Source organism: Peribacillus sp. N1, from assembly GCF_054600815.1.
The window spans coordinates 168,017-181,065 of the sequence record NZ_BAAHZO010000003.1 but is presented as its reverse complement, the minus strand read 5'-3'; the positions used below and the strand labels follow the sequence as shown (position 1 = coordinate 181,065).

The window sequence follows — 13,049 nt, the reverse complement described above, 5'->3', positions numbered from 1 at the left end:
ACCTGTTCTTCTTCGATTAGGAAGAACAGGTCCTTTGCGTATTATTTTGATTTAAGGTCACATTCCTCTAGGGGAATGATTTTCGTTTTGTGCTTAATTTTATAGCCGAACCATAAGACGAAAAATAGAATCAAGCCAATGTAGGAAACGAACATTGAATTCCAGTCGATCCCATCGCTGCTGAAAGCTTGATAGCCTTGTCCGATAATAATGATAATACAAAGGACAAGTGCGAATATAGGCCCGAATGGGAAGCCTTTTGCCCGGAATGGTAAAGCATTCATATCAAGGCCCTGAGCTGCGTAGGCTTTGCGGAACCGATAATGGGCAATCGCAATCCCTACCCAGGTGACGAATCCCGCCATGCCTGAAGCGTTCAATAACCAGATATAAACGACGCCATCACCGAAAAACGAAGCTAAGAATGCAACGCAGCCAACTAAAGAAGTCACGATAAGGGCATTCACGGGTACTCCTCTTTTATCTAACTTGCCTAGGAATTTCGGTGCTTTACCATCACGTGCCAAGTCCCATAGCATACGGGTTGAAGCGTACATGCCAGAGTTACCGGCTGAGAGTACGGATGATAAAATAATCGCGTTCATGATGGATGCAGCAAATGCAAGGCCGGCCCTTTCAAATACAAGCGTAAATGGACTTACGGCAACATCTTCACTCAATAAACGTGAATCGGTAAACGGAATGATCATGCCAATTACAAAAATGGCTAAGATATAGAATAAGATGATACGCCAGAAAACGGATCTGATCGCTTTTGGGATATTTTTTTCTGGATCCTCACTTTCACCTGCAGTCACTCCAAGCAATTCCGTACCTTGGAATGAAAAGCCGGCAGCCATGAATACGCCTAGAATCGTGAAGAATCCTCCGTTAAAGGGACCTTCGCCCATTGTGAAATTGGAAAAACCGATTGGGTCTTTGCCACCCATGATTCCGAGAATGATCAGAACACCCGTGATCAAGAATATGACGACTGTCACGACCTTGATCATGGCAAACCAGAATTCTGTTTCCCCGAAACCTTTAACTGACATGTAATTGATAAGAAACATAATGATTAACGCAATGGCACTCCAGATAATTGAAGGGCTATCCGGGAACCAGAACTTCATAATTAAGACAACGGCTGCCAATTCGGCAGCAATGGTGATTGCCCAGTTATACCAGTAGTTCCAACCAATCGCAAAACCGAAAGACGGATCGACGAATTTGGATGCATAGACACGGAACGAACCGGCCACTGGCATGAACGCTGCCATTTCTGCAAGACTTGTCATTAAGTAATAAACCATGATGCCGATGATTGCGTATGCCACCAAGGCACCGCCGGGTCCGGCTGAATGAATGGCCCCGCCACTAGCTAAAAATAAACCTGTTCCAATCGTTCCACCTAATGAAATCATCATTAAATGACGCGCTTTCAGGCTCCTTTTCAGTTCAGTAGGGCTTGATGGTGATTGTGAATTTGACAATTGATGTTACACTCCTTTTTATTGGAAGGGAACGAAAAATAAAAAAACAGCAGTCGAAAAAGATCGACGGCTGTTTATAATAAACCCGTTTATCCTTCCGAAGATAGCTCCCCACGCTTTTTTGAAAAAACGTGACAGTGGTGTTCCTGTTCGGTTACACCGCCAGCAAGAATATACATGGAATATACCCTAACTTCGGCAACTTATCCTTTCAAACGGAGTCTTTAATTTTCCAGAATCTCGTCCGTTTTACTTTTATAAGCTGCAGCCTCTAACTCATCGGTAAATGAGGAAGTATTCAATTTTCTAAAATCGTTTGCGTCAGTTTAATAGGTGACGTCGGACGATTGTACTCATGAAATTCATGCAATCTTTAATAGATTGCTAGTAATTGAGTAAACTTTACTATATCAAAATTATAAAATAACTTCTGGGATATCGCAATGATTATTTTATGTGGTTATTTTTTCCTAGTTGAATGATGGCAGTAAGGAAGAATTCAAGTGACGATATACTAAAATAAAGCATCCTGATAACTAAACGGTTTTCCTTTTTATTAGGGCGTAGTCCAGTTTTACATGTTTGACCTCTCCAGGATTCTCAAATAGGTCCACTGCCATTTTCCCAATCCATTCCAGCGGTAAGGAAATGGTCGTGATGTCGAGCATTTCGCCAAGGCTATCATTATTGAAGCCGAGAATGGCCACATCTTCCGGTACCCTTATACCCGATTTCTTAGCGGTAAGAATGAATCCTGCCGCCGTGTCATCATTCGTGATGATGATGGCTTCAGGTTTATCCATCATCGAATTCCATTCCTGAAACAATTGTTCACCGTCTTTGATGTGATAACTGCCTTCAAACAGCCATTCTTTATTGTTTATCAGTTGATGTTTACTCATGATATCGTTAAAGGCTTTTGTGCGGTGGGAACTATTTCTGCTTTTTTTACGGCCGAGGCTGTATCCGATTTTCTTATATCCTTTAGCGATCACGTACTCAAGGGCACAGGAGAAAGCTGCATAATGATCAATGCTGATGGATGAGAATTCAGCCTGAGCTGTATCTTCACATAAAATAATCGGTCCGTATTTTTGATATTCCAAGAGGATTTTCATTTCTGAAATCCTTGAACAAACGATAATGCCATCGAGCTGCTTCATTTGTAGCATATTAAAAGCCTGGATTTCTTTCTCTCTATCATAATTTGTTTGAAAGATGACGATATGACAGCCGATTGCATTTGCCTGTTTAGTGATTCCGTTAACGATTGCCCCGTAATATGGGTGATTGTTGAAGGGGATGATGATGCCGATAAGATTGGTCTTGCCTTTTGAAAGATGAATGGCGTTGATGTTTCTCGTATAATTCAAACGATTGATCGCTTCTAAGACGCTCTTTCTTTTATCGGGGCTTACATATGGATGATCATTCAATACACGAGACACTGTTGAGACAGATACACCAGCACATTGAGCTATTTCTTTAATATTTGTCATGGTATCACCGTTTTTTCTTTTTTTTTATTGTACAGTATGAAACCCATTTCAGGGCAAGGGAACAGTGTGGGACTGCTGAAGATTTCTTCAAATAAGGTCTTGTTCTGGTATTGGTTTCATCCTTTAAGATTTGTTTAAGTCTTAGAGGAGGAGGAAATCATGATGTTCCAAACTTTAATCACCCTGGTTGTGCTTTGCGGAATCGAATTGGGATTTGCGTACTTGGCAATTTCATTGAAACAGGAAAAATGAGTGGCAATGCCAGTCAAGAATTCCGCGGTATTACGCGAGGAAACCACGTTTACTCGTGAATTTCATGTCGTCCAGAAATAGCTCCCCTATTTTATATTCACCATTAAAACTCCACAATATAAATATAACTTCATCGTTACGTTTCATGTACGGAATGACTGGCTGTCAGGGAGCTCCCTAGTGAGATTCCTGACAGTTTTTATTGTGTGTAAAAGTCATTCGCCTTTTTGAAATGTTTAAAAAATAGTTGCACTTTTTTTGTATATTTGTGTATAGTATAAAATAAGTTGTGTAGAGGAAACTTTTTAGCATTTACGACAATGTAAAAAAATTTACACTTAATTTTGCGTTCGGCAAACATTTTTAGGGAAATGAAAAAGAGGAGGGAATATGGATGGGTTTTCTAAAATCTATTGGGGGTGTGCTTGCTGCATTGCTGATTTTAACGGGGTGCGGTAATGATACAGCCGATAGGGATAAAGGCAATGGCAAGCTAAATGTCGTTACAACAACGGGAATGATTGGGGATTTGGTTGAGAATATCGGCGGTAAACATGTCGAGGTCACCAGTTTAATGGGACCGGGAGTCGACCCCCATCTATATAAAGCGACACAGGGTGATGTTAAGACACTGGATTCGGCTGATATGATTTTTTATAACGGATTGCATCTTGAAGGGAAAATGACGGATATATTTGAAATGATGAGTAAGGATAAACCGACGATTGCCGTAACGGAGGACTTTAAGGAGAACCAGCTTCGTAAAGTGAGTGCAACGGACCATGATCCCCACGTATGGTTTGATGTAAAGCTTTGGATCGTTGCGGCGGAGGCAGTTAAGAAAGAATTGATTGCCAATGATCGGGAACATGAAGCAGAGTATCGTGAAAATTATGAGGAGTACGTCCTGCAATTGGAGGAACTTGATAAATATGTTCAAGAGGAAATTAATAAAGTACCGGAAGATCAACGGGTTCTCGTTACAGCACATGATGCTTTTGGATACTACGGGCAGTCATATGGCCTTGATGTAAGAGGGCTCCAAGGGATCAATACTTTATCGGAATATGGATCAAAAGATGTGACGGATATGCGTAATTATCTTGTGGAGAACAAAATAAAAGCGATTTTCATTGAGTCAAGCGTACCAAGGAAGGCTATCGAGGCTGTCATTCAAGGGGCAGGTAAGCAGGGTCACAAAGTGGAAATCGGCGGGGAATTGTTCTCGGATGCAATGGGTGAAAAAGGGACGGAAGAAGGAACGTATATCGGAATGGTCCGTCATAATACAGACACCATCGTCCGTGCATTGAAATAAGGGGGAGAAACTATGAATCAAGCAGCTTTGAAGGTCGAAAATTTAACGATTGCTTATCATAAGAAGCCGGTTGTCGAAGATGTCTCGTTTGAGGTGCCGGAAGGAAATTTAATTGGTATCATAGGCCCCAATGGAGCAGGGAAGTCCACTTTGATAAAGGGAATACTCGAATTGATTCCAAAAATATCGGGGCAAATCACAATAAAAGGATCTACTTATAAATCGATGAGGAAGAGTATCGGTTATGTACCACAGCGGGAGTCAGTGGATTGGGATTTTCCGACCAACGCACTCGATGTCGTGATGATGGGCAGATATGGTCATCTCGGATGGCTGAAGCGGCCAGGGAAGTCCGAAAGGCAGAAGGGGATGGAGTGCCTGGAAAAGGTGGGGATGGCTGAATATGCTAACCGCCAGATCAGCCAGCTATCAGGCGGGCAGCAGCAACGGATATTCCTGGCCCGTGCATTGGCACAGGAAGCGGATATTTATTTTATGGATGAACCGTTCGTAGGGGTGGATGCCGCAACGGAGAAAGCAATCATACAATTGCTTATGGAATTGAAGGAAAAAGGCAAAACCGTCCTGGTTGTGCACCATGATCTATCCACCGTGAAGGAATATTTCGACTGGACGATGTTATTGAATAAAAAGGTGATGAAAATAGGTCCGACAGAGGAAGTGTTCATTCCCGAATACTTACAGGAAACATATGGAGGCCGCCTAGCGATACTATCAGACACAAAATCCGGCCTTTTATTAAAATGAGGTGTACACGATGAACATACTGGATATTATTACTGATCCAAATACAAGGTGGATATTGCTTGGCACGATGTTTCTCGGATTAAGCAGCGGGGTCATCGGCAGCTTTGCATACCTCAGAAAGCAGTCTTTGCTTGGTGACACGCTCGCACATGCAGCATTACCCGGTATCTGTGTGGCCTTTATGTTAACTGGAGTGAAATCCACTTCCTACTTTCTAATAGGTGCCGCACTGGCTGGCTTAGTGGCTGTCTTCTTGATCAGTGTGCTTACGAGATACAGTAAGATCAAGCAGGATGCGGCATTGGGAATCGTCTTATCTTCCTTCTTTGGCTTCGGAATTGTCATGCTTACGCAGATCCAGCAGAGCGAGTATGGAAACCAGAGTGGATTGGATACGTTTTTATTCGGGCAGACGGCGTCAATGGTCATGTCCGATGTGTATATGATGATGACGGTTTCTTTTATTCTCATATTCACTTGTACCGTATTTTTTAAAGAATTCAAATTACTTTCCTTTGACCCTGGGTTTGCTAAGGGGATGGGATTACCAGTTGTTTTTCTGGATTATTTCATCATGATGCTGATCGTGGCAGCTGTAGTGATCGGTATCCAGGCTGTAGGCGTCGTATTGATGGCATCTTTACTGATAACGCCTGCGGTATCCGCGAGATATTGGACGGAGCGCCTGCATATCATGGTCATCCTGTCTGGTATATTCGGAATGTTGAGCGGTGTGTCTGGTACGTTGATCAGTACATCGGTCAATGATTTGCCAACAGGACCGTTAATTGTCTTATCCGCGACGGTATGGTTTTTCTTTTCCATGCTTTTTGCACCTAAACGCGGAGTGCTTTCATCTGTATGGAGAAGGGTTTCGACGAAAAAGAAATATTCTCTCGAACAGGATAGAAGGAAAGGGAGCCACACATCATGAATGATTTTTGGATTATCTTAGTCGGAGCATTAGTGGCGGGTTCTTGCAGTGTATTAGGGTGTTTTTTGATAGTCAGGAAAATGACGTTGATTGGAGATGCAATCAGTCATTCCGTTTTGCCGGGAATCGTATTGGCATTTTTAATAACCGGAACCCGTGATTCCGTTCCAATGCTGATAGGGGCTGCTGCGCTCGGATTGCTTACCGTATTCTTGATCCAGCTTTTCCAATCGTCGGGCGTTCAATCCGACGCAGCGATCGGGATTGTATTCACTTCCCTTTTTGCAACGGGGATCGTACTCGTGAGCCTGTATACGCAACAAATAGATTTTGACCTGGAACATGTCCTATATGGCGAAATAGCCTATACTCCCTGGAATACGATGACAATCGCGGGAATCGAGGCTGGACCAAAAGCTGTTTGGATAGTCGGCAGTTGTTTCATCCTGAATCTCGTACTGATCTTCCTTTTCTTCAAACAGTTTAAACTCGTGTCTTTTGATCCGTCACTTGCTGCAGCAATGGGTATTCCTGTACTGTTCTTCCATTACTTATTGATGAGCCTCATCTCACTGACAACTGTAGCTTCTTTTGATAGTGTAGGTTCCATTTTAGTAGTTGGAATGCTCATCATACCTGCGGCAACAGCATACCTGCTGTCAGACCGTTTAAGCAGCATGATATTGGTCAGTATCGGGGTAGGGGTGCTAAGTTCCGTCATCGGCTACTATTCTGCCACCATTTTGGATGCCTCGATTTCAGGCTGCATGGTGGGGTCGGCCGCCATATTATTCGGAATGGCCTTTCTCTTTTCCCCAAACCATGGATTGGTCAGCTTATTGCTGAAACGGAGAAAATCAAAGGAATCACATGCATAGCTCTCTCTGCATACAGGCTTCATGGAAATAACTCCATGAAGCCTGTAAACTATTCTTCTATATAGTTGTGATTTTATTTGTTTAAAGTATAATGAATAAGTGTATTTATAGATATATCGCAGGAGCCTTTTTAAGGGAGAGTTAAGTATGGAAGAACAAAATAAATTTTCATCACGAATAGATTTTTCTTTGGTCACAATATTGCTGTTATTATGCGTTGGAAGTTGCTTAGCAATCTATAGTGCCCAAACGACTGGACAGTACGCTGAAAACTTCTTAATTAAACAAATTTTTTGGTATATAGTTGGAATCGGAATCGTATTAGGTTTCATCACCTTGGATTCTGATCAGTTGAAAAAAATATCTTGGTACGCCTATGGCTTCGGATTGTTTTTGCTTTTTTTGCTGATCATTATGCCGGAAAGCATCGTTCCTGTCCGGAATGGTGCAAAAAGTTGGTTCATCATTCCGGGAATCGGTTCGATTCAGCCATCGGAATTCATGAAGGTTTTCCTCATCCTGGCTTTAGCGAATGTCATCTCAAATCATCATCTCAAAAACACGCTGAAAACGATTCAAACGGATATCTGGCTGCTTATTAAAATCGGTCTTGTGACCGGTGCCCCCTTATTGTTAATCATGCAACAGCCGGATTTAGGCACCTCGCTTGTCATCATGTCCATCATGCTCGGAATGATTTTCATCTCAGGGGTAACGTGGAAGATCCTGCTGCCAATCGTTTCGGGAGGAATTGTCGTCGCTTCAGCGGTCCTGTACTTTGTACTTTGGAAGCCGGAAATCCTGGAAAAATACCTAGGGGTAAAATCCTATCAATTCGGCCGTATATATTCTTGGCTGGATCCATATAATTATGCCAGCTCCGAAGGATATCACTTAACCAAATCTTTACTGGCCATCGGCTCCGGCCAGACCACAGGCAAGGGAATCGGCTCGAGGGAAGTGTATTTGCCTGAGAGTCATTCGGATTTCATTTTCAGCATCATCGGTGAAGAATTCGGCTTCATCGGATCAAGTATCATTATTTCCTTGTTTTTCCTATTGATTTACCATATAACAAAAACGGGAATGGACACGAAAAATAACTTCTATACATATATCTGTGTTGGCGTTATAAGCATGTTGACGTTTCACGTTTTTCAAAATATCGGCATGACTGTAGGCCTTTTACCAATAACGGGGATTCCGCTTCCATTTGTCAGTTATGGAGGAAGCTCGCTAATGGGGAACATGATGGCAATGGGCTTAATATTCAGCATTCGGTATCACTATAAGAAGTATATGTTTTCAACGGATATCTAAATATAAAGCCGGCCCTCGATGGGCCGGCTTTATTTGTAGCAAAAAAAACAAAAGGAGCAGAATCTCCCCTGAATGTTTGCTTATTGAATGTTCGTTCCAGTTGGAAATTGATTTTTATAACCGGAAAATTGTTGATACGATTGGCTTAAGCTGTTAGCTTGCGCCTTTTCTAAACTATACCAGCCTTTTTCGAACATAAGGTTATAGAGTTCGCGCTGCATCTCTTGATTTTCTTTGGCAACGGAGAAAATGTCTTGGAATAAGGCTTGGTTACTCATTTCATGCAGGGCAACGGAAAGGGAGTTGCAAAAGTACTTTTCAGTTGAAAGCATATCATTTATAAAATCCCTGTCATTCATTTGCGGTGTCTTTGCCACGGGAGATTCTGGATTTTGGACTTTGTTTTCATTGGGCATCAAGAACCCTCCTTTACTGGTATTGTTGTTGACCCTGATTTTGGTCGGGGTTCAAATGTTTCAATATGGTATCGTAATGACGTTGATGCATGAGTCCGCACCGATTTAAAGCATCAATGATTTGCGGGTCCTTGCATTGTGTGGCAAAAAAATGTGCTTTTTTAATTGCATTCAGATTCCATGCAAGCATATCGGTTAAGTATAAGCTATCTTTCACCGTAACCATTTCCGGCGGCTGTTTCATAAAGCCGGTGGACTGCTGTTGGCTGTTAAACGAATTTTGCTGTTCCATCATTGCTACCTCCTTAAGTGTTCTTTAAACGAGCTTAATTTTCCCTTCTTGATTTTTTTTATTCTTGATTCTAAATATCTGGAAAGTGCATTAAATGGTAAAATAATCTTGTGCATCTATTTTCCAAAATGATTTGGAGGGGAATGCAGTGGAAAGAATATTGAAAAATCTATTCCTTTTTTTATCAAAGAACAAGGGCATGACAAAGGCAGCGAAAAAATACGGGCTGCGGTTTGGGGCATCTCGTTTCGTGGCAGGAGAATCCTTGGATATGGCATGTGAAGTGATTGCAGATCTTAACCGGAAAGGGCTTGCCGTCACTATTGATTATTTAGGTGAATTCATTGAAGATGAACAAGAAGCAGGGAAGATGGCAGATGAGTGCATTGAAGCAATCCGCATGATTGGCAGAAATGAACTCGATTCACAGTTATCCCTGAAGCTGACCTCGATGGGCTTGGATGTGTCCGAACGAGTCGTAATGAATAACATGCGGAGGATCTTGGATGAAGCTAAAGCCCATCAGGTTTTCGTGACGCTTGATATGGAAGATTTTCCGCGCTGTCAGCCGACTTTGGATGTATTCAAAAACCTAAAGTCTGAATATAATGAATTGGGGACTGTCATCCAAGCTTATCTGTATCGGACTGAGAAGGATATTGAGGAGCTGGATGCATACCATCCGAATCTAAGGCTTGTTAAAGGGGCTTATAAAGAACCAAGGGAAGTGGCTTTTCCCGAGAAAAAAGATGTGGATGAGAATTTCAAGAAAATCATCAAGAAGCATATGCAAAATGGCAATTACACAGCCGTTGCCACACATGATGACAAAATCATTGATTATACGAGGGACTTGGTCAAAGATCAGGGAATTCCCCGTGATCGATTTGAATTCCAAATGTTATATGGCATCCGCAATGAAAAGCAGCTCGAACTTGCTAAAGAAGGATATAAGGTAAGGGTGTATGTTCCTTATGGTACGGATTGGTATGGATACTTCATGCGCCGCCTTGCAGAGAGACCGGCCAATATTGCTTTCGTTTTAAAAGGCCTATTCAAGAAATAGGAAGCGAGAGCCGCCCCGGAAAAGGGACGGCTGCTCAAATTAAGAAGGATTATCTTTTGAACTGATTGTTCTGGCTGTTCACTTTATTGATTCCGTGTTGACGTTCAGCGCCAGGGCCGGCATTGCCTTTAACGCTTGCTGCGCTTACGGCTGCTTTAGAAGGATTATCTTTACGCTTCATTATATAAGTCACCTCCACTCCGGTTATTTTTTACTGAACGGAGGAGAAATAACCGAAGGAACTCGGAGAAAAAAATATTTTTTTCCTGTTTAATCATTGCGGAATTTCCAAATATATTCTATATTAGTAATAAGAAAAAATATTCAAAATTTTTTTGAATTAAAAATGAATGAGCATTCATTCAATAAATTGTGTAAGGGGGATATGAACTTGGTTCGACAAATACGAAAGGCTGCTGTTCTAGGGTCAGGAGTTATGGGATCAGGGATTGCTGCACACCTTGCTAACATCGGCATTCCGACTTTATTATTGGATATTGTACCTCGTGAACTAACTGAGGATGAAAAGAAAAAGGGACTGACATTAGATAATAAACAAGTGCGTAACCGCATCAGCCAAACAGCGATTACGAAACTTTTAAAACAGAAACCAGCTCCGCTTTCGGCTAAGGGAAACATTGCGTTGATCGAGGCAGGAAACCTGGAAGATGATATAAGTCGTTTAAAGGATGTCGATTGGATCATCGAGGTGGTCGTTGAGAAGCTTGAGGTTAAGCAAAGTGTGTTCGCCCAGGTTGATCAGCATCGTAAACCAGGAAGCATCGTTTCATCGAATACCTCCGGAATATCAATTGAAGCAATGGCAGAAGGCCGTTCGGAGGACTTTCAAAAGCACTTCCTGGGAACCCACTTCTTCAATCCGCCGCGTTATCTTAAGTTGTTGGAGCTTATTCCAACTAAAGCAACTTCACCAGAAGTGCTCGAATACATGAAACGATTCGGCGAAGATGTACTGGGAAAAGGTGTAGTCGAAGCCAAGGATACCCCTAACTTTATCGCAAACCGAATTGGAACTTATGGTTTATTGGTCACTCTGCGGGAAATGCAAAAAGGCGGATACAGTGTTGGTGAGGTCGATTCGGTTACAGGTCCGTTGATTGGAAGGGCAACTAGTGCGACTTTCCGGACACTTGATGTAGTTGGATTGGATACCTTTGCACATGTTGCCAGAAACGTATATGAACAGGTGGATGGAGAAGAAAAAGAAGTTTTCAAAATACCTGATTTCATGAATGAAATGCTTAAGAATGGGTGGCTTGGAAGCAAGTCAGGCCAAGGATTTTTCTTGAAAAAAGGAAAGGAAATCCTTGAACTGAATCCCGATACCCTTGAATATGATGCACGAAAAAGATTAAAAACGCCTTCCATTGAAATGGCTAAACAGGCCAAGGGCTTTGAAAATAAAATGAAAGCGCTTGTTTATAGCGAAGACCGTACCGGCCAATTACTTTGGAATGTCCTGAATCCGGCGCTTGTGTATTCTGCCCAGCTGCTTGGGGACATCGCGGATGACATCGTGGCGATCGATCAAGCGATGAAATGGGGCTTCGGATGGTCAACAGGACCATTTGAAACATGGGATGCGATAGGGGTAGAAAAATCGGTAGCCCGAATGGAGGCGGAAGGCATCGCCGTTCCGCAATGGGTGAAGGATATGCTCGCTAAAGGCATCACTTCCTTCTATAAAGAAGAAAATGGCATAGTTCACTATTATGATAATGGTGAATATAAGGAACTTGTTGCAAATCCTAAAGTGATAAATCTTAAAGCGATAAAGAAACAAAAAGGCGTAATCAAGAAAAACAGTGGTGCAAGCTTGATGGATATCGGCGATGGAGTGGCTCTTCTTGAATTCACTTCACCGAATAATGCAATCGGTCTGGATATCATACAAATGATCAATGCGGCGGTCGACGAAGCGGAAGCGAATTTTAAAGGCTTGGTCATCGGAAACCAAGGAAAGAACTTCTGTGTAGGCGCTAATATTGCAATGATGCTGATGGAAGCACAGGATGACAACATTTTTGAACTCGATATGGTCATCAGCCAATTCCAAAAGGCGATGCTTAAAATCAAGTACAGTGCTGTTCCTGTAGTGGTTGCACCGTTTAATATGACACTTGGCGGGGGAGCTGAAGTATCTCTTCCGGCAGCGCGCATCCAGGCAACGACAGAAACGTATATGGGACTAGTGGAAGCTGGTGTAGGTTTGATTCCAGGCGGCGGCGGGACTAAAGAACTTTATGTGAAGACGTTGAGGAATATGCCGAAGGGCGTCGACTTCGACTTACAGAAAGTGGCCAACCAAGTATTTGAAACGGTCGCCATGGCAAAAGTTTCGACCTCCGCCGAGGAAGCGAGAGGGAACAATTTCCTTAATTCAGCGGATGGAATAAGCGTGAATGCAGATCATCAGCTATATGATGCGAAACAAGCGGTAATTTCCATGCATGAACAAGGCTATATCGCTCCGGCCCGCACAAAAATCCCTGTCGTAGGTGAAACGGGATATGCCGCACTTCTATTAGGGGCGGAATCCATGCGCCTTTCAGGTTTCTTATCAGAACATGACCTTGTCATAGCCAAAGAGCTTGCATATGTGCTGGCGGGGGGAAAACTCCCATTTGGCACGGAAGTAGATGAACAGTACATCTTGAACCTAGAAAAACAGGCATTCCTGAAACTGATTTCGACTCCGAAATCCCAAGCAAGGATGCAGCATATGCTTGTTAAAGGCAAACCACTCCGTAATTGATGACTAGACGAAGAAATGGCCAAAACGAAGATTAATA

General features: G+C 42.5%; 12 protein-coding genes and 1 riboswitch. Of the genes, 7 read left to right on the top strand and 5 right to left on the bottom strand.

All coding sequences use genetic code 11. The annotated features are described in order from the left end of the window. Window positions 1–41: 41 nt before the first annotated feature. Complete coding sequence (locus tag ACYP5M_RS13805; protein ID WP_230176186.1) at window positions 42–1,493, bottom strand: amino acid permease; 1,452 nt, start codon at window positions 1,491–1,493, stop codon at window positions 42–44. Window positions 1,494–1,589: 96 nt separating this feature from the next. Further along, window positions 1,590–1,775: riboswitch (Lysine riboswitch) on the bottom strand. Window positions 1,776–2,029: 254 nt separating this feature from the next. Beyond that, window positions 2,030–2,992 (bottom strand): LacI family DNA-binding transcriptional regulator, encoded by a 963-nt coding sequence (locus ACYP5M_RS13800; protein ID WP_101223671.1) that lies wholly within the window; start codon window positions 2,990–2,992, stop codon window positions 2,030–2,032. Between the two features lie 646 nt (window positions 2,993–3,638). Here ACYP5M_RS13800 and ACYP5M_RS13795 point away from each other — a divergent pair. From ACYP5M_RS13795 to ACYP5M_RS13775, 5 genes are all read left to right on the top strand, one after another. Then, window positions 3,639–4,562, top strand: coding sequence for a metal ABC transporter solute-binding protein, Zn/Mn family (locus ACYP5M_RS13795; RefSeq protein ID WP_101223670.1), 924 nt, complete (start codon window positions 3,639–3,641; stop codon window positions 4,560–4,562). Between the two features lie 12 nt (window positions 4,563–4,574). Further along, window positions 4,575–5,330: a metal ABC transporter ATP-binding protein gene (locus tag ACYP5M_RS13790; RefSeq protein ID WP_101223669.1), complete on the top strand. Its 756-nt coding sequence runs from the start codon at window positions 4,575–4,577 to the stop codon at window positions 5,328–5,330. 10 nt (window positions 5,331–5,340) lie between these two features. Beyond that, a complete protein-coding gene (locus tag ACYP5M_RS13785; protein ID WP_101223668.1) occupies window positions 5,341–6,264 on the top strand; it encodes a metal ABC transporter permease in 924 nt (307 codons plus the stop codon). Then, window positions 6,261–7,142 (top strand): metal ABC transporter permease, encoded by an 882-nt coding sequence (locus tag ACYP5M_RS13780; protein WP_101223667.1) that lies wholly within the window; start codon window positions 6,261–6,263, stop codon window positions 7,140–7,142. Before ACYP5M_RS13785 ends, ACYP5M_RS13780 begins: the two co-directional genes overlap by 4 nt. A gap of 147 nt (window positions 7,143–7,289) precedes the next feature. Then, window positions 7,290–8,462 carry an FtsW/RodA/SpoVE family cell cycle protein gene (locus ACYP5M_RS13775; RefSeq protein WP_101223666.1) on the top strand — a complete coding sequence of 391 codons (1,173 nt, stop codon included), beginning with the start codon at window positions 7,290–7,292 and terminating at the stop codon, window positions 8,460–8,462. A gap of 80 nt (window positions 8,463–8,542) precedes the next feature. On the opposite strand, the gene ACYP5M_RS13770 is transcribed toward ACYP5M_RS13775, so the two are convergent. Together ACYP5M_RS13770 and ACYP5M_RS13765 are read right to left on the bottom strand one after the other, a co-directional pair. Next, window positions 8,543–8,878, bottom strand: a complete 336-nt coding sequence (locus ACYP5M_RS13770; RefSeq protein WP_459735165.1) for a spore coat protein — start codon at window positions 8,876–8,878, stop codon at window positions 8,543–8,545. A gap of 13 nt (window positions 8,879–8,891) precedes the next feature. Next, window positions 8,892–9,170, bottom strand: coding sequence for a hypothetical protein (locus tag ACYP5M_RS13765; RefSeq protein WP_101223664.1), 279 nt, complete (start codon window positions 9,168–9,170; stop codon window positions 8,892–8,894). A gap of 199 nt (window positions 9,171–9,369) precedes the next feature. On the opposite strand from ACYP5M_RS13765, the gene ACYP5M_RS13760 reads away from it, so the two are divergent. After that, window positions 9,370–10,236, top strand: a complete 867-nt coding sequence (locus ACYP5M_RS13760; RefSeq protein WP_402944053.1) for a proline dehydrogenase family protein — start codon at window positions 9,370–9,372, stop codon at window positions 10,234–10,236. Between the two features lie 49 nt (window positions 10,237–10,285). On the opposite strand, the gene ACYP5M_RS13755 is transcribed toward ACYP5M_RS13760, so the two are convergent. Beyond that, entirely contained in the window at window positions 10,286–10,420 is a 135-nt protein-coding gene (locus tag ACYP5M_RS13755) for a YuzL family protein (RefSeq protein WP_072273724.1), read from the bottom strand. A gap of 207 nt (window positions 10,421–10,627) precedes the next feature. Here ACYP5M_RS13755 and ACYP5M_RS13750 point away from each other — a divergent pair, with 207 nt between their 5' ends. Continuing rightward, the gene (locus tag ACYP5M_RS13750) at window positions 10,628–13,012 is read left to right on the top strand and encodes a 3-hydroxyacyl-CoA dehydrogenase/enoyl-CoA hydratase family protein (RefSeq protein WP_459735164.1); all 2,385 of its coding nucleotides are present in this window, start codon (window positions 10,628–10,630) and stop codon (window positions 13,010–13,012) included. Window positions 13,013–13,049: the final 37 nt, after the last annotated feature.